Origin of the sequence: Streptomyces sp. NPDC006733, from assembly GCF_040636125.1 — a bacterium.
GTDB lineage: Bacteria > Actinomycetota > Actinomycetes > Streptomycetales > Streptomycetaceae > Actinacidiphila.
On the sequence record NZ_JBEYJD010000015.1, the window covers coordinates 1 to 21030 of the forward strand.

Sequence of the window (21030 nt, forward strand, 5' to 3'; positions counted from 1 at the left end):
ATAACTCCCCACACATTTCAACACTCTTTCCCTCCACGCCGCTCTTCCGATCTGTGGAACATCGCAGCGCCCGGAACGACAGCGGGGGCGATGTTCCACGTGGAACATCGCCCCCGCTGTCGTCACTGGGACTGCCCGGACTACTTGTCCTTCAGGCAGAGCAGGAAGTTGCTGCCGCTACCGGACTCGGTGTAGGCGTACTGGAAGTCCTTCGCCGCGGCCAGGCACTTCTCGCTGGCCTCCGTCTCGCCGAACTTGCCGCTGATCTTGGCCAGGACCTTGTACTGAGCCTTGGAGCTGCCGCAGTCGACGACCTCGAGGTCGGGGTTGCTGTCGCTGGAGCTCCCGCGGTGCATGCAGTCGCCCACGGCTGCCGTGTCGGCGTCGTCCTGGCTGGATATGTAGCCGCCGATCACCACGGCGAGGGCGATGCCGACGCCCACGACGATCTTGATCACCTTGAACTTCGAGCGGCGCGGCGGGGCCGGCGGCGGGAAGGAGCCCGCCGGGGGGAACGCGCCGGGCGGCGGGTAGGCGCCGCCCTGCTGCGGGCCGTACGGGTTACCGCCCTGCGGGGGCTGCTGGCCGTACGGGTTTCCCCCCTGCGGCTGCTGCTGGGCGAAGGGGTTGCCGCCCTGCTGGGGCTGCGGTGGCGGTGGAGTGGTCATGGATGTCCCCCGATTGGGATGTATGCGCGAGATAAGAACGGGCGAACACTACTGGAGAGCCCTGACACGCAGCATCGCCAGGGCCACCCCCGCGTACAGCAGGGCCAGCAGGACGACCAGGAGCGCCGACCGGCCGTCCGGCGGAAGCATCACCGCGGCGGTCGCCGCCGCGCCCACGAACGCGACGTTGAAGGCCACGTCGTACAGCGAGAAGACCCGCCCCCGGTACGCGTCGTCGATGGACGACTGGACGACCGTGTCGGTGGCGATCTTGGCGCCCTGGGTGCAGACGCCCAGGACGAACGCGGCGACCAGCATGGGCGCGGGGCTGAACGGCAGGGCCAGCGGCGGGAGCAGCACGGCGGCGGACCCGGCGCAGACCGTGATCCAGCCCGCCGTGCCGAAGCGGGTGGAGGCCCAGGGTGTGACGACGGCCGCGGCGAAGAAGCCGGCGCCCGAGACGCCCACCGCCAGCCCGAGCAGGGCCAGCCCGCCGCTGCCGTCGTCGCCCGGGCGGTCCGACCCGGTGTTCCAGGCGTAGCGGCACAGCATCAGCAGGACGACGGTGAGGGCGCCGTAGCAGAAGCGCAGGGCGGTCATGGCGGCCATGGCGCGTAGCGCCGCCGGGCGGCCCCGCAGATGGCGCAGCCCCTCCGCGAGGCCGTGCACGGTGCCGCGCAGCGCCGTGGACAGCCGCGGCTGCACGAGGCCGGGGTCGGGGCCGAGCAGGTCCCGGCCCAGGGAGAGGGCGGCCAGCCCCGCGCAGAGGTAGACGAACGCGGCGAGCAGCACCACGGTCGCGTCCGCCCCGGCGCCCTTCGTGAGGCCGAGATGGACGAGGAAGGCGAGACCGCCGCCTGCCGTCGCCGCCAGCGTTCCCGCCGTCGGTGAGAGGGAGTTGGCCATCACGAGGCGCTCCTCGTCCACGACGCGCGGCAGCGCGGCCGACAGGCCGGCCAGGACGAAGCGGTTGACGGCGGTGACGGACAGCGCCGAGAGATAGAAGAGCCAGTCCGGGACATGGGCCAGGATCAGCGCGGCCGTGCCGCAGGACAGCGCCGCGCGCAGCAGGTTGCAGTGCAGCAGCACCTGGCGCCGCCGCCAGCGGTCCAGCAGCACCCCGGTGAACGGACCCAGCAGGGAGTACGGCAGCAGCAGCACCGCCATCGCGGAGGCGATGGCGGCGGGGGACGCCTGCTTCTCGGGGGAGAAGACGACATACGTGGCGAGCGCGACCTGGAAGACGCCGTCGGAGAGTTGGGACAGCAGGCGCACCGCGAGCAGCCGGCGGAAGTCGCGCAGCCGCAGCAGCACGCGGAGATCGCGCACAACAGCCATGGGCACAGCCTCACATGACGCGTCGGGCCCCGGGTGCACCACCCGGGGCCCGACGGTTACGCGTCGTACGTGATCAGCGGTCGGACCGCGATCAGCGCTCGACCTCGCCCTTGATGAACTTCTCGACGTTGTCGCGGGCCTCGTCGTCGAAGTACTGCACCGGCGGGGACTTCATGAAGTACGAGGACGCCGAGAGGATCGGGCCACCGATGCCGCGGTCCAGAGCGATCTTCGCGGCACGAACGGCGTCGATGATGACACCGGCCGAGTTCGGGGAGTCCCAGACCTCGAGCTTGTACTCCAGGCTCAGCGGGACGTCACCGAAGGCGCGGCCCTCGAGGCGCACGAACGCCCACTTGCGGTCGTCGAGCCACGCCACGTAGTCCGACGGGCCGATGTGCACGTTGTCGGCACCCAGGTCGCGGTCGATCTGCGAGGTGACGGCCTGCGTCTTCGAGATCTTCTTCGACTCGAGGCGGTCACGCTCGAGCATGTTCTTGAAGTCCATGTTGCCGCCGACGTTCAGCTGCATGGTGCGCTCGAGGAGGACACCGCGGTCCTCGAAGAGCTTCGCCATCACGCGGTGCGTGATCGTGGCGCCGACCTGGGACTTGATGTCGTCGCCGACGATCGGCACGCCCGCCTCGGTGAACTTGTCCGCCCACTCCTTGGTGCCGGCGATGAAGACCGGAAGGGCGTTGACGAACGCGACCTTGGCGTCGATGGCGCACTGCGCGTAGAACTTCGCGGCGACCTCGGAACCGACGGGCAGGTAGCAGACGAGAACGTCGACCTGGCGGTCCTTGAGGATCTGGACGATGTCGACCGGGGCCGCGTCGGACTCCTCGATCGTCTCGCGGTAGTACTTGCCGAGACCGTCGTGGGTGTGGCCGCGCTCGACGGTGACACCGGTCTGCGGAACGTCGCAGATCTTGATCGTGTTGTTCTCGCTGGCGCCGATGGCGTCCGCGAGGTCGAGGCCGACCTTCTTCGCGTCGACATCGAAGGCGGCCACGAACTCGACGTCACGTACGTGGTAGTCGCCGAACTGCACGTGCATGAGGCCAGGCACGCGGCCGTTCGGGTCGGCGTCCTTGTAGTACTCGACACCCTGCACCAGCGACGCGGCGCAGTTGCCCACGCCAACAATGGCTACGCGAACCGAACCCACGGTTGCTCCCTGTGTAATCGTCACGCGGTTCCCCGGTCTCCGGGTTGGCCGCCATGTTCTTGAGTGTTGCGGTCTTGTGTGTTGTCGTCCTGCTCGGCGGACGGGCGCGCGGTGCGCCCGTTGCGCTCGGTCTCGATCAGCTCGTTGAGCCAGCGGACCTCGCGCTCCACCGATTCCATGCCGTGCCGCTGCAGCTCGAGCGTGTAGTCGTCGAGCCGTTCGCGGGTGCGCACCAATGACGCGCGCATCTTGTCCAGGCGTTCCTCGAGGCGGCTGCGCCGCCCCTCGAGGACGCGCATCCGGACGTCCCGCGACGTCTGGCCGAAGAAGGCGAAACGAGCCGCGAAGTGCTCGTCCTCCCACGCGTCCGGCCCGGAGTGGGCGAGGAGCTCCTCGAAGTGCTCCTTGCCCGCCGTGGTCAGCCGGTAGACGATCTTCGCCCGGCGGCCGACGAGGGGAGCGGCCAGCGGATCCACGTCCGGGACCGTCTCCTCGATCAACCACCCCTGGGCGACCAGCGTCTTCAGGCAGGGGTACAGGCTGCCGTAGCTGAACGCGCGGAACACACCGAGCGAGGTGTTGAGCCGCTTGCGCAGCTCGTAACCGTGCATCGGGGATTCGCGCAACAGGCCGAGGACGGCGAACTCGAGGATCCCGGAGCGCTTGCTCACTGTCCCCGCCTCTCCGTCCCGGCCACCGCTGAACCCGGGTCCGCCCCGGTGTGTGGTGGTGCTTGTCTCGACCCGATGTATCGAGTCGATACATCGCGACGATAGAACGGCCTGATCTATCTGGCAAGGCAGCCCGCGGTGACCGGTGTCACATCGGGAAACCTGTGAAGGCCCAGCCGCCCGTTATGTGGTGAAGGTTGGTGTCACAGGGCTTTTGAGCCTGCGTACTCTGTTCGCCATGCAGAGCACCGGGAACCCTGTGACGCGCGTGAGCGTCTTGGTCCTGGGTGCAGTGCGGCCTGACACTGCCGCGCTCAGGGGGCCCCACGGATATTCATTGCCGCCTTCAGGCGATCCCGCCTGTTCTAGGAGTAGCTGTTCATGAGCGATCACCGTCGCAAGCCGCCGCAGTCGCCCGGCGGCGGCCGCGCAGCCGCCCGGCGCGGAGCGCAGCAGCAACCGCCGCCGCCGTCCGGCGGCCGGCGTGCCGCCAACCCGCCGTCGCAGGCACCGTCCCCGGGCGGTTCCGCCGGTGACGCACGTGCTTATCCCGGCCGCGCGGCCGCGCGGCGCGCGGCGCAGGGCGGCCGCCGTCGCGCGGAGAACGCCTCCGAGGGTGCGGGCGTCGCCGAAGGCGCGGGCGCCGGCGGTTCAGGCGGCGGGCGCCGCAGGACCGGTGGCGGCGGCAGTGGCAGTGGCCCCGGCGGTCGTGGACCCGGCCGTCCTCCGAAGAAGCGCTTCATCGACTACCCGCGCTGGGGCAAGACGGGCTGGCGGCACTGGATGCCGTCCTGGAAGCAGGTCACGTCGCTGACCATCGGGTTCTTCGGGATCCTGGTGGGCATCGCGGGCATCGCGTACGCGATGGTGGAGATCCCGGACGAGAACCTCGCCGCCAAGGCGGAGAACAACGTCTACTACTGGGACGACAACACCCCGATGATCGCGACCGGCGGCGAGATCAACCGCCAGAACGTGACGATCGACCAGATCCCGCGGGCGATGCAGAACGCGGTCATCTCAGCGGAGAACAAGACCTTCGAGAGCGACAGCGGCGTCGACCCCATGGGTATCGCCCGCGCCCTCAAGAACATGGCCACCGGCGGTGAGGTGCAGGGTGGTTCGACGATCACCCAGCAATACGTCAAGAACTCCCGGCTCGACCAGTCGCAGACGGTCACCCGCAAGTTCAAGGAACTGTTCATCTCCATAAAGGTCGGCGCCAGCGTCAAGAAGCCGGTGATCATGGCCGGCTATCTGAACACCTCCTACTACGGGCGGGGTGCCTACGGCATCCAGGCAGCGGCTCGGACGTACTACGGCGTCGACGCCAAGGACCTCAACGCGAGCCAGTGCGCGTTCCTGGCGGCACTGCTCAAGGGCCCGACCTACTACGACCCGGCCGGCGCGGTGGACATCGACTCCCGGGCGACTCCCGAGGCCAACCGGGTCAACTCCGAGCAGCGCTGGAAGTGGATCCTCGACGAGGAGGTCAAGGACGGCCGCCTGTCGCCCGCGGATCGCGCGAAGTTCACCAAGTATCCCGAGCCGGGTCCGCTGAAGAAGAACGCGCAGATGGCAGGCCAGATCGGCTATCTGGTGAGCCTGGCCAAGTCCTATGTGGTCAACAGCACCGGCCTCAAGGTCACGTCGGACGACCTGGCCAAGGGCGGATACCAGATCCACACCACCTTCAACAAGAAGAAGGTGGCGGAGCTGGAGGCGTCGATCAAGACCGTCCGTGACAAGAACCTGAAGCCGGACACCCGCAAGGACACCTCGGGGAAGAACACCACCCTGGACAAGGACGGCGGGTTCGTCGACAAGTTCGTGCAGTTCGGCGGCGCCTCCGTCGATCCCAAGGACGGCAAGATCGTCGCCATCTACGGCGGCACCGACGCGGTGCAGCACTTCACGAACAACGCCAACGAGACCGGCGCCCAGGTCGGGTCGACCTTCAAGCCGTTCGTCCTGGCCGCCGCGATGACCCACGGGTCGCGCGACCCCAAGGGCGGGCCGGAGCAGGACGACAGCGAACGCACCAAGGTCTCGCCGAAGAGCGTCTTCAGCGGCAAGAACAACCTGGTGATCAACACCTACGACGGCAAGCCCTGGATCAACGGCGACACCAAGGAGCCGTGGAAGCAGCCCAACGACGACGGTGAGTCCGAGTCGAAGGTCACGCTGCGCGAGGCCATGGAGAAGTCCATGAACTCCCCCTACGTCCAGCTGGGCATGAACGTCGGCACGGACAAGGTCCATGACGCCGCGATCGCGGCGGGCCTGCTGTCCACGCCGAAGAACGGCCTGGAGGACTACAAGAACAGCGTCACGTACTCGATCGGCACCTCATCGCCCAGCGCGATCCGGATGGCCGGCGCCTACGCGACGTTCGCCGCGCACGGTACGCAGAACGACCCGTACTCCGTCACCTCCGTGGTGAAGGACGGCAAGCAGATCTACAAGCACGAGAAGAAGTCCAAGTCCGCCTTCGAGGCGAACGTCGCCGACACCGTCACCAACGTGCTGCAGGGCGTGGTCCAGAAGGGCACCGGCGAGCCGGCGAAGCTCGACGACGGCCGGGAGGCCGCTGGCAAGACCGGTACCACCGACGACAACAAGTCGGCCTGGTTCGTCGGTTACACGCCGAGCCTGTCGACCTCGATCGGCATGTGGCGCCTGGACGACAAGGCCACCGGCAAGGGCTTCCTGTCGATGTACGGCACCGCCGGCAAGGCGAAGATGCACGGTAACTCGTTCCCGGCGCAGATCTGGCACGACTACATGAGCCAGGCACTCAAGGGCACGCCGAAGCAGGAGTTCACCGAGCCGTCGAGCGACCCGGGCGAGATCGTGTACGCGCCCGGCACCAGCCCGACGCCCTCGCCGACGCAGACGACGGCGTCGCCGACGCCGAGCCAGACGACGACCAAGCCGCCGACGACGGCTCCGACGACGCCTCCGACGTCGCCGACGCCGACCACCTCGACGACGCCGCCCTGCTCGCCGTTCGACTGGAACTGCAACCACCCGACGGTCCCGCCCGGCGGCAGTACGTCGCCGTCGACGACCGGCACCCCGACCCGGCCCGGCAACGGCGGCGGCGGGGGGAACAACAACAACTCATCCGGCGACTGACGGATGAGCGGCTAGCGGTGCGGCCGGGGCCGCGGAGGGCGAATGCCCTCCGCGGCCTCCTGCCTTCGGGAACCATGCGGCAGGATGTCCGGCATGACGAGCGTGCGCGAAGAAGACCACCTGGAGGCCGTCGTGCCGCCGACCGACGAGGACCCGGTGGCCGAATCCGCCAGCGAGGTCATCGGCGGGCCCCTGGGGCGCCGGGCGGAGACCGGCGGGCACCGCTGGTGGAGCCCGCTGCGGGTCCTGGTGATCGTGGTCATCGGCATGTTCGCGCTCGGGATGGTGCAGAAGCTGCCCTGCTACAACAGCGGCTGGTTCCAGTCGGGCGACGCGCAGTACGCCCATGCCTGCTACTCCGACATCCCGCACCTCTTCGGCGGCCGCGGCTTCTCCACCGGGGTCGTGCCGTACTTCGACCGGATCCCGGAGGCGGTCTCCACCGACTTCCACTACCTGGAGTACCCGGTCCTGACCGGCCTCTTCATGGAGGCCGCGTCCTGGTTCACCCCGGACGGCGGAACCGAGCAGCACCGCGAGCAGGTCTACTGGCTGATCAACGCGGGCATGCTGATGGTCTGCGCCGTCGCCCTCGTGGTGTGCGTGGCGCGCACCCACCGGCGCCGCCCCTGGGACGCGCTGCTCGTCGCGCTCTCCCCCGCGCTGGCGCTGACCGCCACCATCAACTGGGACCTGTTCGCGGTGGCGCTCACCGCGGGAGCGATGCTGATGTGGTCCCGCAGCCGTCCGCTGGCGGCCGGCATCCTGCTCGGCCTGGCCACCGCCGCCAAGCTCTACCCGCTCCTGCTGCTGGGCGCGCTGTTCGTGCTCTGCCTGCGTGCGGGGCTGCTGAAGGCCTTCTGGACGGCCGTGGCGGGGGCGGTGGGGGCCTGGCTGGTGGTCAACCTGCCGGTGATGCTGTTCGCGCACGACGGCTGGGCGAAGTTCTACTCGTTCAGCCAGGACCGCGGGATCGACTACGGCTCCGTCTGGCTGGTGATCAGCCAGCAGACCGGCAAGCCGCTCGACGGGGTCAACGCCTTCGCGATCGCGCTGATGCTGCTGCTCTGCGCGGCCGTCGCCGGGCTCGCGCTCTACGCCCCCCGGCGGCCGCGCTTCGCACAGCTCGCCTTCCTCGTCGTGGCCGCCGTCGTGGTCTCCAACAAGGTCTACTCGCCCCAATACGTGCTGTGGCTGCTCCCCCTGGCGGTGCTCGCCAGGCCCCGCTGGCGGGACTTCCTGGTCTGGCAGGCCTCCCAGGTCCTGTACTTCGTGGGCATCTGGATGCAGCTCGCCTACGTCTCGGGCGGCAACAAGCACCACGGGCTGCCCCAGGACGGCTACCACCTGGCGATCGCCGTCCACGTCCTCGGCACGCTCTACCTGTGCGGGGTGGTGGTGCGGGACATCCTGCTGCCGGAGCGCGACGCGGTGCGCTGGGACGGCGAGGACGACCCGTCCGGCGGTGTGCTGGACGGGGCGCCCGACGTCTTCGTGCTCGGCCGGGCCCACGAACCGCGGCACGCGGCCCCCTTCACCGGGACACCGGTGCAGTGGGGCGTGGAACGGCACGAGCCGGCCGGACAGCCCTCCGCGGAGGGCGGAGCCGCTACGGGCGGCTGAGCGGCCCCCCGCGGCGGCTCAGCGGTCCAGCACGCGGTCGAACTGGGTGGTGGTGTGCCGCAGGTGCGCCACCAGCTCGTCACCGACCGCCGGCGGGGCCACGTCGTTGGGGAGGAACAGGATGGAGACCTGCATGTGCGGGGGCTCCGCGAACCACCGCTGCTTGCCGGCCCACACGAACGGCGACAGGTTGCGGTTGACGGTGGCCAGGCCGGCTCGCGCGACGCCCTTGGCGCGGGGCATCAGGCCGTGCAGCGCCTTGGGCGCCTCGAGCCCGACCCCGTGGGACGTGCCGCCCGCGACCACGATCAGGTGGCCGTCGTCGGAGGCCTTCTGCTGGCGGTACCCGTAGCGCTCGCCCTTGGCGATCCGCGTGACGTCCAGGACCGCGCCGCGGTACTCGGTGGCCTCGTGGTCGCCGAGCCACATCCGGGTGCCGATCCGGGCCCGGAACCTGGTCTGCGGGAACTGCTGCTGCAGCTGGGCCAGCTCGTGGGCCTTGAGGTGGCTGACGAACATCGTGTGCAGCGGGAGCCGGGCGGCACGCAGCCGCTCCATCCAGCCGAAGACCTCCTCCACCGCGTCGGACCCGTCGGTGCGGTCCAGCGGCAGGTGGATGGCGAAGCCCTCCAGCCGCACGTCGTCGATGGCGGCGTGCAGCTTGACCAGGTCGTCCTCGGCGACGCCATGGCGCTTCATGCTGCTCATGACCTCGATGACGACCCGGGCGCCCACCAGTCCGCGCACACCCTCGACGGAGGACACCGACCGGATCGCGCGGTCCGGCAGCGGCACCGGCTCCTCGCCCAGGCGGTACGGGGTGAGGACCAGGAGGTCACCGCCGAACCAGTCCTTGATCCTGGCGGCCTCGTAGGTTGTGCCGACGGCGAGCATGTCGCTGCCGAGCCGGGTCGCCTCGTCGGCGAGCCGCTCGTGTCCGAAGCCGTAGCCGTTGCCCTTGCAGACCGGGACTATGCCGGGGAACTGCTCGGCCACGGACTGCTGGTGCGCACGCCAGCGTGCGGTGTCGACATACAGGGTGAGCGCCATGGCCTGGTCAGGACCTTTCCTTCGTCTGCTCGCCGGTCAGCGGCGGGACATGTAGATGTCGAGTGCCTTGTGGAGCAGTTTGTTGAGGGGGAAATCCCACTCGCCCAAGTATTCGGCTGCCTGCCCGCCCGTGCCCACCTTGAACTGGATCAGGCCGAAGAGGTGGTCCGTCTCGTCCAGGGAGTCGCTGATGCCGCGCAGGTCGTACACGCTCGCCCCGAGGGCGTACGCGTCCCGGAGCATGCGCCACTGCATCGCGTTGGACGGCCGGACCTCCCGCTTGTGGTTCGCGGAGGCGCCGTAGGAGTACCAGACGTGGCCGCCGACGATCAGCATGGTGGCCGCGGCCACCGCCTCGCCCTCGTGCACGGCCAGATAGAGCCGCATGCGGTTGGGGTCCTCGCTGTTGAGCGAGGTCCACATCCGCTGGAAGTACGACAGGGGGCGGGGCCGGAAGTGGTCGCGCTCGGCGGTCACCTCGTACAGCTGCTGCCAGACCGGGAGGTCGTCGTAGCCGCCCTGCACGACCTCGACACCGGCCTTCTCGGCCTTCTTGATGTTGCGGCGCCACAGCTGGTTGAAGCCCTTGAGGATGTCGTCCAGCGACCGGTTCTCCAGCGGCACCTGGTAGACGTAGCGCGGCTGCACGTCACCGAAGCCGGCGCCGCCGTCCTCGTTCTGCTGCCAGCCCATCCGGCGCAGCCGGTCGGCCACCTCGAAGGCGCGGGGCTCGATGAACGTCGCCTCGACGTCCCGCAGCCGCTTGACGTCCGGATCGGAGATCCCGGCCTTGATGGCGGGCGCGTCCCAGCGGCGGATGACGACGGGCGGCCCCATCTTCACCGTGAAGGCGCCCTGCTGCTTGAGGTGCGCCAGCATCGGCTGCAGCCACTCGTCCAGGTTCGGGGCGTACCAGTTGATGACCGGGCCCTCGGGCAGGTACGCGAGGTACCGCTTGAGCTTGGGGATCTGCCGGTACAGCACGAGGCCGGCGCCCACCATCTGGCCGGTCCTGTCGTCGAACCAGCCGAGGTTCTCGGAGCGCCATTCGTTCTTGACATCCGCCCATGCCGGAACCTGGCAGTGACTGGCCGAGGGCAGACTCTGGATGAAAGCCAGATGCTGCTCACGGCTGATGGTCCTCAGGGTCAAGCTCATGCGGGGCGCTCCCCATCGCTGCGGCTGCGGTCTTATCTGCGCCGAAGCCTACTGCGATCGGGGAACCGCCCCGCCAGCCCTGTGGACAACTCTCCGGCTAGCCTCCGAAGAACCCTCCGTGTGCCATACCCAGGTAGAAGCCGACCGCGGCCATCCCGAGCCCGATGATCAACGCGAAGCGCTCGGCGGTGGTGACGGAGATGAACTGCCCGTACCCCCCGCTGATGATCCCGGCGAGGCCGGTCAGCGAGCTGAGCAGGTGCAGGTGGTCGAAGATCGACGAGACGATGGCGATGCCACCGAGGAGCAGAGTGACCGCGACCAGCGTGTTCTCCAGGGGATGGGCCTGGCCGTCGGTGTTGAACGTGAGGTGATGGGTCCGAGCCGCTTGCTGTGCCATGGGACACCTCCGTAACGGAGCAGTGGCGCATCGTAGCGCCGTTCATACCCGATGTGTACAGATTGAGGGCATTAGCGGGCGGATTTCAACCGGAGGCGGTTGTCCGGGTAGTCTGTACGGTCTGCACCGGTGTCTGCGCTGGTCCACAACGATCCACCGTGATTGTCAGTGGCCGGCGCTACCGTTGCGACGCAATGCAAACCCTCCTGCCACGGAACCGCCGTGGCCGCTGAGTCCAAAGGAGGTGGGTTCCACAATGCGTCACTACGAGCTCATGCTCATTCTCGACCCCGATCTCGAGGAGCGCGCTGTCTCCCCGCTGATCGAGAACTTCCTCACTGTCGTCCGCAACGGCGGCGGCAGCGTGGAGAAGGTCGACACCTGGGGCCGTCGTCGCCTCTCGTACGAGATCAAGAAGAAGGCCGAGGGTATCTACTCGGTCGTCGACCTCAAGGCTTCGCCCGAGGTCGTCAAGGAGCTCGACCGTCAGCTCAACCTGAACGAGTCGGTTCTCCGGACCAAGGTCCTCCGCCCGGAACTGCACTGAGCCTGCGGGCTTAGAGCAGTACCGGTTCCGAGAAGCAGCCAGCACACCGCCGAGAGGTCACCACCATGGCAGGCGAGACCGTCATCACGGTCGTCGGCAATCTCGTCGACGACCCCGAGCTGCGCTTCACCCCGTCCGGTGCGGCGGTCGCGAAGTTCCGTGTCGCGTCCACTCCCCGCATCTTCGACAAGCAGACCAACGAGTGGAAGGACGGCGACGGCCTCTTCCTCACGTGCTCGGTCTGGCGTCAGGCGGCGGAGAACGTAGCGGAGTCGCTCCAGCGAGGCATGCGCGTCATCGTGCAGGGCCGGCTGAAGCAGCGGTCCTACGAGGACCGCGAGGGCGTCAAGCGGACGGTCTACGAGCTGGACGTCGAGGAAGTCGGCGCCAGCCTGAAGACCGCGACCGCCAAGGTCACCAAGACGACCGGCGGCGGCCGTAGCGGCCAGCAGGGCGGTTACAGCGGTGGCGGTGGCGGCGGTGCTCAGGGCGGCCAGGGTGGCGGCAACTGGGGCGGAAGCTCCGGCGGCGGCCAGCAGGGCGGCGGCGGCAACGCTGCCGACGACCCCTGGGCGACCAGTGCTCCGGCCGGCGGTGCCCAGCAGGGCGGCGGCGGAAGCTGGGGCGGGAACTCCGGTTCCTCCTCCGGCGGCGGCTTCTCGGACGAGCCGCCCTTCTAAGGGCGTCACGACACCAACTTCTTGATCACACAGGAGAGACACCATGGCGAAGCCGCCTCCGCGCAAGCCTAAGAAGAAGGTCTGCGCGTTCTGCAAGGACAAGACCGTCTACGTGGACTACAAGGACACGAACATGCTGCGGAAGTTCATTTCCGACCGCGGCAAGATCCGTGCCCGCCGCGTGACCGGCAACTGCACGCAGCACCAGCGTGACGTCGCCACGGCCGTCAAGAACAGCCGTGAGATGGCGCTGCTGCCCTACACGTCGACCGCTCGCTAAGGAAGGGTGACCGAATCATGAAGATCATCCTCACCAACGAGGTCTCCGGCCTCGGCGCCGCAGGCGATGTCGTAGAGGTCAAGTCGGGCTACGCCCGCAACTACCTGGTCCCGCGCGGTTTCGCGATCGCCTGGACCAAGGGTGGCGAGAAGGACGTCGAGCAGATCCGCCGCGCGCGTCGGATCCGCGAGATCCACACGCTCGAGGACGCGAACGCCGTCAAGGCGAAGCTGCAGTCCGTCAAGGTCCAGCTGACCACCCGCGCGGGTGACAGCGGCCGCCTGTTCGGTTCCATCACGCCGGCCGACATCGCTGCGGCGATCAAGGCCGCCGGTGGCCCGGACGTGGACAAGCGTCGTGTCGAGGTCGGTACGCCGATCAAGACCCTCGGCGCCCACAAGATCTCGGTGCGTCTGCACCCCGAGGTCGAGGTCAAGCTCGACCTTGAGGTCGTTGCTGCCTGATCTGCCGCGCTTCGGCGCAGCGCGAAGGACCGGTACCCCGCTGGGGGTGCCGGTCCTTCGTACGTTCCGCGATGTTTCACGTGGAACATCCCCCTGGGCGACCGATGTTCCACGTGGAACATCGCCCTGACGTACTCAGGTAGGTGCGGGGCCGGGAGTGAGTAGCGCAGCCCATGCCGGGAGCGGGTCGCTGCGGCCACGATGAGCGGCATGGCAATGGGAAGCTTCGCGCGGCAGTGGCTGCTGAGAATCATCAGCTTCGGGCTCACCGCTCTGTACCGGCTCTACCGGGTGCACCCCTACGTATGGCGGGTGATGGCCCGTAACTACCGTCCGTGGATGAGTGGCTTCGCCCGGCTCCACGCGTGGATGACCTGCCAGTTCGCCGCGCTCGACGTGCCGGCGTACACGGCGCACCTGGAGCAGGGCGGCTGGCGCTTCCGCTGGTTCCGGCTCGACTCCTACCCGGCCACCGACAAGGAGACGTACGTCAAGGCGTACCCCGAGGAGGAGCGCTGCTGGAAGGGCCGGGTGGAGATCGCCGGCAGCGTGGTCGACGAGTCCTCGGGTTCGTCCGGCACCCCGTACAACTGGGTGCGCAGCCGGCGGGAGTTGAACACCGTCCACCGCAATGTCGCGGGCTACACCAGCCTGGTCTTCCCCTCGAAGCGGCTCTTCGTGATCAACGCCTACTCGATGGGCGCCTGGGCTACCGGGACCAACACCGGAATCGCGATGGCCCGGATCGCCACCGTGAAGAACACCGGGCCCGACCTGGAGAAGATCGTCGACACCCTGCGGCACTTCGGGCCGCGCTACGACTACCTCGTCACGGCCTACCCGCCGTTCCTCAAGCACCTGCGGGACCGGCTGGCCGGAGAGGCCTGGTTCGAGGGGAAGAGCTACCGGCTCGCGGCGATGGTCGGCGGCGAGGGGATGACCGAGGCGCTGCGCGACTACGTCGGCGACGTCTTCGGCAAGGTGCGCTCCGGCTACGGGGCGTCCGACCTCACCATCGGGATGGGCGGCGAGACCACCTTCAGCGTCTGGCTGCGCCGGATGATGCGCGAGGACGCCGCCGTCCGGGCGGCCTTCCTGGGGCCGGACGAGCAGCGGCTGCCGATGGTCTTCCAGTACAACCCGCTGGAGACCTACCTGGAGACCGCGGGCGACGGCCGGACGGGCGAGGTGCTCTGCACCATCAACTCGACCGCCGTCATGGCTCCCAAGCTCCGCTACAACATCGGCGACGAGGGCACCTTGATGTCGTTCCCCCAGGTCTGGGAGATCCTGCGGGAGTTGTTCGCGGACCGGCCGGTCCTGCTGCAGCGGGCGGAGGCCGCCGCGCTGCGCGAGAAGATGCGGCTGCCGCTGCTGTTCCTGTACGGGCGGGCCGACTCGACCGTCTCCTACATGGGGGCCAACATCTACCCGCAGGACGTCGAGTACGGCCTGTACGAGGGCAATCCGATGGCGGACCGCATCGAGAGCTTCTGCCTGGCCATCGAGGAGAGCGACGACCTGGAGGCGCGGCCCGTCGTCCATGTGCAGCTGCGGGCCGGGACGGTGCTGGACGCCGCCGAGACCGCGAAGCTCGCCGAGGTGTGCCGGGCGGGCGTGCTCCGCCATCTCGCGACCTGCAGCCGGGACTTCGCGCAGTCGCTGACGGAGGACTCCTCGGCCGGTGAGGTGGCGGCGCGGGTGCACCCGTACGGCGCGGGGCCGTTCAGCGGGGGCACCGGGGCCGCGGCCGGCGGCAGCGGTCAGGGCATCAAGAACAAGTACCTGCTCGGTGCGACCGCGAAGGGCGGTGCCTGAACCATGCGCAGTACCGACTTCTCGCTCACCCCGGCACCCGGGCAGGCGGGTGCGATGTTCGTCGGCGCCACCCGCTACTCGGGGCTGCGCGCGATCATCGCGCTGGGCCCCGGCTACCTGCGGATGGTCCGCGAGATGAAGCGGATGAAGGGCTACGTCTGGCACAAGGTGTACTGGCGGTTCCCCTTCACCCTCGGCACGATCGCCTTCTTCGCCGACCGCGACGAGCTGCTGAAGTTCGCCCGCGGCAAGGCCCACCACGAGCTCATGTGCTGGCTGACGGACGAGGGGAAGGGCCGGGCGACCGGCGGCTGGATCCGCATCTACACCGCGGACGCGGCCGGGTACACCAACGGCGTCTGGCGGGCCGAGGACGGGCTCCTCTCCCACGTCGACACCTTCGAGCCGCTGAGCACCGAGCTCGCCGCGGGACGCGCACCGCGCCCCGTCCGGCACGTGCGACACGAGCGGCGCACGTCATGACCGTCACCGTCACCCGGGTCAGCGGGCGGAGCGAGCTGCGGGAGTTCTGCGAGCTACCGCTGCGCATCCACCCGCGCGACCGCTACGTGCCGACCCTGGAGCCCCAGATCCGCACGTGGTACCGGGAGGGGGCCACCGAGCTCCATGTCGCCCGCGACGCGGCGGGCACGCCCGTCGGGCGGATCTGCCTGCACCGCAGGCCCGGGTTCGACAGCAGGATCGGCAAGCGCGCCCAGCTCTTCGGACTCACCGAGTTCGCCGACCCGCAGGACGTCGGGGAGGACGTGGCCGGGGAGCTCTTCGCGCTCGCGGAGCGGGCCGGCGCGGGGACGGACGTGGCGTTCGGACCGGTGAGCCTGCTGCCCAACCAGTCGGGTGGCGTCATCACCTCGGGGTTCGGCGACCGCGGGTTCATCGACTCCGCCTGGAACCCGGCCTACTACCCGGCCGCGTACGAACAGCACGGCTTCGCCCGGAGGTTCGCCGCCGACACCTGGATCTGCGCGGACCTCGACGGCCCCGGCGCCGTCGACCCGGACGAGGCGTTCCTCTTCGACGACAGCCGCGTCGCGGCCGAGGGGCTGCGCATCCACCACGGCTCGCGGCGCGAGCTGGCGCAGCAACTGCCGTTGCTGCGCTCGATGCTCAACGCCTCCTTCGCGCAACTCGGCTACTACACCCACATCTCCGCGGCCGACCTCGCCGCCCAGACGGACGGGCTGGCCCACCTGCTCGACGAGCAACTGCTGCTCTACCTGACGGCGGAGGGCGAGCCCGTGGCGTTCGTGCTCGCCGTCCCCGACATCTCGCACTTCGTCATGGCGGCACGCGGCCGGATGGGGCTCCCGCAGCAACTGCGGCTGCTCGCCACCCGCGGCCGGTACCGCGACGAGGCGGTACTGATCATCAAGGGAACGGTGCCGGGTCACCAGGGGAAGGGCTATCTGACGCTCCTCGCCCGTGAACTGCACCGGAATCTGCGCAGCGGTGGCTACCGGACGTTGCGCAGCACTTTCGTCGAGCACGGGAACGCCGCGTCGGCCGCGCAGTACCGGCGCGCCGGCGGACGCCCTCTGCACGGCTACACCTTCTACGAGAGGCCAATGCGGTGAGCAACCGGGACTCGGTCCACTGGACGGCGGTACTGCGCGAGCGTGAGGAGCTGTGCCGCCGCGCGCCGAGCGCGCACAACACCCAGCCCTGGGTGCTGCGCTACGACAACGACGCCGTCGAAGTGGGCTGGGACCCGGCCCGGGAACTGCCCGACGGCGACCCCGGCCGGCGGGACCTGTTCCTGTCCCTCGGCGCCTTCGTGGAGACCTGCCTGATCGTGGCCGCCGACGCCGGGCTCGCGATACGGGCGGAGATCACGGTGGACGAGGAGCGGCGCACGGCGGCCCGGCTGCTGCCGGCACCCGAGCTGTACGCGACGCCCTTCAGCGCGCGGACCGTCGAACTGCGCGGCTGCGCGCGGGGCGGCCACACCGGGGGACGGCTCACGGCGGCGGACCTGGACGCTGCCCAGGCCGGGCTGGAAGGGACCCGCCTGGTGGAGGTGCCCGCTCGCGAGCTCGCGGGCCTCGCGGTGCGCGCCGACCGCTGGCTCTTCGGCACCCCGCCGGTGGTGCGGGAACTGCGCACCTGGCTGCGGCTGAGCAGGAGCCACCCGCGCTACGCGGCCGACGGCCTGACGTACGAGGCCCTGGACATGTCGCGCGCCGAGGCCCTGGGGCTGCGCATGGTGCTCGCACCGGCCGTCTACGGGGTGCTGCGGCGCCTCGGGCTGGCCCGCCTGCTCGCGGGCTCCCAGAGCGGGCTGCTGCGCTACGAGGGCAGCGTGCTGGTCCTCACCACGGCTGCCGGGGCCGACACGTCCGCCACCGGTACGCCCGCCACCGGTACGACCACCACGCCCGCCGCTCTCGTCCGGGCCGGACAGGAGCTCGTGCGGGTCTGGTACGCCCTCGCGGAGCGGGGCATCGCCGTGCATCCGCTGAGCCAGCTTCTCGACTGCCCCCTGACCGAGCAGGAGCTGGCCCGGCGGCTGGGAGGGCGCGAGCGGCCGCTCGCCGTCTTCCGCGCGGGCCGTCCCACCGGTCCGTCCGTACGGTCGGCGCGGATCGCCGTCCCGGCGAAACGGTCCCGGCGCTCCGCCCCCGTGTCCCGCGCACCGAGGAGGGCGGCTACGCCCGTACCGCCCCGGTGACGACCCAGCGGCCCGAGCGGACCCGCAGTTGGAGCGCGACGAGCCGGGTCACCATCATCAGCGTCATGGCCCACCACAGGGCGGTGAGGCCGCCCCCCAGGGCCGGCACCGCGAGCGCGGCGGGGGCGAAGACGGCCAGCGTGCCGAGCATCGACCAGGCGAGGTAGGGCCCGTCGCCGGCGCCCATCAGGACACCGTCCAGGATGAAGACGATGCCGGAGACCGGCTGGCCGAGGGCGACCACCAGCAGGACCGGCATGAGGGAGTTGCGGACGGCCGGGTCGGAGGTGAAGAGCGTCGCGACCAGCGGGCGGCTCGCGACCACCAGCAGCCCCAGCAGCACGCCGGAGGCGATGCCCCACTGCACCATCCGACGGCAGGCGGCGCGGGCGCCCGCAGGGTCGTCGGCGCCCAGATAGCGGCCGATGATGGCCTGCCCGGCGATGGCGATGGCATCGAGGGCGAAGGCCAGCAGCGACCAGAGCGTGAGCGTGATCTGGTGGGCGGCGATCTCGGTGTCGCCCATGCCGGCAGCCACGGCGGTGGCGATCAGCAGGACCGCCCGCAGGCTCAGGGTGCGGATCAGCAGCGGAACGCCCGCCTGGGCGCAGGCCCGGATCCCGGCGGCGTCCGGGCGCAGCGACGCGCCGTGCCGGCGGGCCCCGCGGACGACGACGAACAGGTACACCGCGGCCATGCCGTTCTGGGCGATGACCGTGCCCCAGGCGGAGCCGGCGATGCCCAGCCCCGCGCCGTAGACCAGTGCCGCGTTGAGTCCCGCGTTGGCGGTGAAGCCGCCGATGGCCACGTAGAGCGGGGTCCTGGTGTCCTGGAGGCCGCGCAGCACGCCGGTGGCGGCGAGAACGGCGAGCATGGCGGGGATGCCGAACGCGCTGATCCGCAGGTAGGTGACGGCGTACGGTGCCGCGGTGTCGGAGGCTCCGAAGAGGTCGATGATCGCCGGGGCGGTGGGTACGACGACGGCGATCACGACCGCGCCGAGCAGCAGGGCGAGCCAGATGCCGTCCATGCCCTGGCGGATGGCGCCCGGGAGGTCGCCCGCGCCGACCCGGCGGGCCACGGCGGCGGTGGTGGCGTAGGCGAGGAAGACGAAGATGTTGACGGCGGTGGTCAGCAGGGCGGCCGCGACGCCGAGCCCGGCCAGCTGCGCGGTGCCGAGGTGGCCCACGACGGCGCTGTCGACCATGACGAAGAGCGGTTCGGCGACGAGTGCGCCGAAAGCGGGCAGGGCGAGTGCGATGATCTCCCGGTCGTGCCGCCGCCTGGTCTCCTTCGAGAGTGGGGCGGGGCGGCTGCTCTGAGGGGACTGGGAGACCGGATTCACGGCCTCAGGATAATCATCCACAAGTAATACCTGCAAGGGCCAGAGGACTATTACGGACGACTGCGCAGAGTGATCTCCTCCGCGTGGTTTGTCGCGATCTTGGCCCAACGGCGAAAGTTTTTCTTCTGCACAGCCTGAGGATGCTGAAACCGCAGGTCAGGGCGGTTCAGCTCGGCTGATTGTGTGTTTGTCCACAGCGCTTTCCCAAGGCCTGTACACAGGTTCAGGCGGCTTCTCCACAGGTTGGGTGCCTCCGTCCACAGGGCCTGTGGATAACCGTCTTGGCCAACGGTCTCCGTGGCCCTACCGTGAGCCCCCTGCCCGACGCGCCGCACGAGGCGCCGGGTGTCTCAATTGTCAGAGCCGTGGCGTAAGAAAGAGACGCATGGCATGGCGCCAGGTCGGACGGAGGAGGTGGCGGGGTGACCCAACCCGAACCCGCGGACGACCACTGGGGGGACGAACCGCCGTTCCCCCCCGACAGCGGTCCCGGCGACCGGCTGCCGGTCACGCACTTCCGCTCCGGCCAGGGCGGCGGCGGCAAGCGCAACAAGAAGGACGACGGCGACGACCGCGGCAACTGGTCCGAGGGCGGCGGCGGGTTCGAACGCGTCCCCCCGCAGGACCTCGACGCCGAGCAGTCCGTCCTCGGCGGCATGCTGCTGTCCAAGGACGCCATCGCCGATGTCGTCGAGGTGCTCAAGGGCCAGGACTTCTACCGTCCGGCGCACGAGACCATCTACACGGCCATCCTCGACCTGTACGCCCGGGGCGAGCCGGCCGACCCCATCACCACCGCCGCCGAACTCGTCAAGCGCGGCGAGATCACCCGCGTCGGCGGCGCCCCGTACCTCCACACCCTGGTCAACGCGGTCCCGACGGCGGCCAACGCCGAGTACTACGCCGAGATCGTGCACGAGCGCGCCGTGCTGCGCCGCCTCGTCGAGGCCGGCACCCGCATCACCCAGATGGGATACGCGGCCGACGGCGACGTGGACGAGATCGTCAACTCCGCCCAGGCGGAGATCTACGCGGTCACCGAGCAGCGCACGTCCGAGGACTACCTCCCGCTCTCCGACATCATGGAGGGCGCCCTCGACGAGATCGAGGCGATCGGCTCCCGCAGCGGCGGGATGTCGGGCGTCCCCACCGGGTTCACGGACCTGGACTCGCTGACGAACGGCCTGCACCCCGGCCAGATGATCGTCATCGCGGCCCGCCCCGCCATGGGTAAGTCGACCCTGGCGCTGGACTTCGCCCGCGCCTGCTCGATCGGCAGCGGCATGCCCAGCGTCGTGTTCTCCCTCGAAATGGGCCGCAACGAGATCGCGATGCGCCTGCTGTCGGCGGAGGCGCGCGTCGCGCTGCACCACATGCGCTCGGGCAGCATGACCGACGAGGACTGGACGCGGCTCGCCCGGCGGATGCCGGACGTCTCGGCGGCGCCCCTGTTCATCGACGACTCGCCGAACCTGTCGATGATGGAGATCCGCGCCAAGTGCCGCCGGCTCAAGCAGCGCAATGATCTGCGGCTGGTCGTCATCGACTACCTGCAGCTGATGCAGTCCGGCGGCTCCCGGCGCCCCGAGAGCCGCCAGCAGGAGGTGTCGGACATGTCGCGAAACCTCAAGCTGCTGGCCAAGGAGCTCGAAGTCCCCGTCATCGCGCTCTCCCAGCTGAACCGTGGTCCCGAGCAGCGCACGGACAAGAAGCCGATGGTCTCCGACCTCCGTGAGTCCGGCTCCATCGAGCAGGACGCCGACATGGTGATCCTGCTGCACCGCGAGGACGCCTACGAGAAGGAGTCCCCGCGCGCGGGCGAGGCCGACCTGATCGTCGCCAAGCACCGTAACGGCCCCACCGCGACGATCACCGTCGCCTTCCAGGGCCACTACTCGCGCTTCGTGGACATGGCGCAGACCTGAGGGCTCCCGGGGGCCTCAGGGCCGCAGGGGCCGTCCCCGGTGCCCCGGAGGGGCGGTTCGCGCCG

General features: G+C 69.7%; 19 protein-coding genes. 11 read left to right on the forward strand and 8 right to left on the reverse strand.

What is annotated here, in order from left to right:
- Positions 1–140 precede the first annotated feature (140 nt).
- From ABZ721_RS15275 to ABZ721_RS15290, 4 genes are all read right to left on the reverse strand, one after another.
- Entirely contained in the window at positions 141–668 is a 528-nt protein-coding gene (locus ABZ721_RS15275; RefSeq protein ID WP_358789093.1) for a hypothetical protein, read from the reverse strand.
- 48 nt (positions 669–716) lie between these two features.
- On the reverse strand, positions 717–2006 hold the full coding sequence (locus ABZ721_RS15280) for an MFS transporter (protein WP_358789094.1): 1290 nt from the start codon (positions 2004–2006) through the stop codon (positions 717–719).
- 91 nt (positions 2007–2097) lie between these two features.
- Positions 2098–3177 (reverse strand): inositol-3-phosphate synthase, encoded by a 1080-nt coding sequence (locus ABZ721_RS15285; RefSeq protein ID WP_358789095.1) that lies wholly within the window; start codon positions 3175–3177, stop codon positions 2098–2100.
- Positions 3178–3197: 20 nt separating this feature from the next.
- Positions 3198–3848: a PadR family transcriptional regulator gene (locus ABZ721_RS15290; protein ID WP_358789096.1), complete on the reverse strand. Its 651-nt coding sequence runs from the start codon at positions 3846–3848 to the stop codon at positions 3198–3200.
- Between the two features lie 381 nt (positions 3849–4229).
- Between ABZ721_RS15290 and ABZ721_RS15295 the strand changes: the two genes are divergently transcribed.
- Together ABZ721_RS15295 and ABZ721_RS15300 are read left to right on the forward strand one after the other, a co-directional pair.
- The gene (locus ABZ721_RS15295) at positions 4230–6986 is read left to right on the forward strand and encodes a transglycosylase domain-containing protein (RefSeq protein WP_358789097.1); all 2757 of its coding nucleotides are present in this window, start codon (positions 4230–4232) and stop codon (positions 6984–6986) included.
- A 93-nt stretch (positions 6987–7079) separates the two neighbouring features.
- Positions 7080–8609 (forward strand): glycosyltransferase 87 family protein, encoded by a 1530-nt coding sequence (locus ABZ721_RS15300; RefSeq protein ID WP_358789098.1) that lies wholly within the window; start codon positions 7080–7082, stop codon positions 8607–8609.
- 18 nt (positions 8610–8627) lie between these two features.
- On the opposite strand, the gene ABZ721_RS15305 is transcribed toward ABZ721_RS15300, so the two are convergent.
- From ABZ721_RS15305 to ABZ721_RS15315, 3 genes are all read right to left on the reverse strand, one after another.
- Complete coding sequence (locus tag ABZ721_RS15305) at positions 8628–9659, reverse strand: alanine racemase (RefSeq protein ID WP_358789099.1); 1032 nt, start codon at positions 9657–9659, stop codon at positions 8628–8630.
- A gap of 36 nt (positions 9660–9695) precedes the next feature.
- A complete protein-coding gene (locus tag ABZ721_RS15310; RefSeq protein ID WP_358789100.1) occupies positions 9696–10817 on the reverse strand; it encodes a peptidoglycan bridge formation glycyltransferase FemA/FemB family protein in 1122 nt (373 codons plus the stop codon).
- Between the two features lie 97 nt (positions 10818–10914).
- Positions 10915–11217 (reverse strand): hypothetical protein, encoded by a 303-nt coding sequence (locus ABZ721_RS15315; RefSeq protein ID WP_358789101.1) that lies wholly within the window; start codon positions 11215–11217, stop codon positions 10915–10917.
- 256 nt (positions 11218–11473) lie between these two features.
- On the opposite strand from ABZ721_RS15315, the gene rpsF reads away from it, so the two are divergent.
- The 8 genes from rpsF to ABZ721_RS15355 all read left to right on the forward strand — a co-directional run bounded on the left by rpsF (position 11474) and on the right by ABZ721_RS15355 (position 17695).
- Positions 11474–11764 (forward strand): 30S ribosomal protein S6, encoded by a 291-nt coding sequence (gene rpsF, locus ABZ721_RS15320; RefSeq protein ID WP_138351152.1) that lies wholly within the window; start codon positions 11474–11476, stop codon positions 11762–11764.
- A gap of 65 nt (positions 11765–11829) precedes the next feature.
- Positions 11830–12444 carry a single-stranded DNA-binding protein gene (locus tag ABZ721_RS15325; RefSeq protein ID WP_358789102.1) on the forward strand — a complete coding sequence of 205 codons (615 nt, stop codon included), beginning with the start codon at positions 11830–11832 and terminating at the stop codon, positions 12442–12444.
- Positions 12445–12487: 43 nt separating this feature from the next.
- Positions 12488–12724, forward strand: coding sequence for a 30S ribosomal protein S18 (rpsR, locus tag ABZ721_RS15330; RefSeq protein WP_031512678.1), 237 nt, complete (start codon positions 12488–12490; stop codon positions 12722–12724).
- A gap of 17 nt (positions 12725–12741) precedes the next feature.
- Positions 12742–13188 carry a 50S ribosomal protein L9 gene (rplI, locus tag ABZ721_RS15335; RefSeq protein ID WP_138351150.1) on the forward strand — a complete coding sequence of 149 codons (447 nt, stop codon included), beginning with the start codon at positions 12742–12744 and terminating at the stop codon, positions 13186–13188.
- Between the two features lie 210 nt (positions 13189–13398).
- The gene (locus ABZ721_RS15340) at positions 13399–15006 is read left to right on the forward strand and encodes a phenylacetate--CoA ligase family protein (protein WP_358789103.1); all 1608 of its coding nucleotides are present in this window, start codon (positions 13399–13401) and stop codon (positions 15004–15006) included.
- A gap of 3 nt (positions 15007–15009) precedes the next feature.
- Positions 15010–15489 carry a DUF4188 domain-containing protein gene (locus ABZ721_RS15345; RefSeq protein ID WP_358789104.1) on the forward strand — a complete coding sequence of 160 codons (480 nt, stop codon included), beginning with the start codon at positions 15010–15012 and terminating at the stop codon, positions 15487–15489.
- On the forward strand, positions 15486–16601 hold the full coding sequence (locus ABZ721_RS15350; protein ID WP_358789105.1) for a hypothetical protein: 1116 nt from the start codon (positions 15486–15488) through the stop codon (positions 16599–16601). Before ABZ721_RS15345 ends, ABZ721_RS15350 begins: the two co-directional genes overlap by 4 nt.
- Positions 16598–17695 carry a hypothetical protein gene (locus ABZ721_RS15355; protein ID WP_358789106.1) on the forward strand — a complete coding sequence of 366 codons (1098 nt, stop codon included), beginning with the start codon at positions 16598–16600 and terminating at the stop codon, positions 17693–17695. The genes ABZ721_RS15350 and ABZ721_RS15355 overlap by 4 nt, the downstream gene beginning before the upstream one ends.
- Here ABZ721_RS15355 and ABZ721_RS15360 read toward each other — a convergent pair.
- Entirely contained in the window at positions 17673–19040 is a 1368-nt protein-coding gene (locus ABZ721_RS15360; RefSeq protein WP_358789107.1) for an MATE family efflux transporter, read from the reverse strand. The genes ABZ721_RS15355 and ABZ721_RS15360 overlap by 23 nt on opposite strands.
- 422 nt (positions 19041–19462) lie before the next feature.
- On the opposite strand from ABZ721_RS15360, the gene dnaB reads away from it, so the two are divergent.
- Positions 19463–20965, forward strand: a complete 1503-nt coding sequence (gene dnaB / locus ABZ721_RS15365; RefSeq protein WP_358789108.1) for a replicative DNA helicase — start codon at positions 19463–19465, stop codon at positions 20963–20965.
- Positions 20966–21030: the final 65 nt, after the last annotated feature.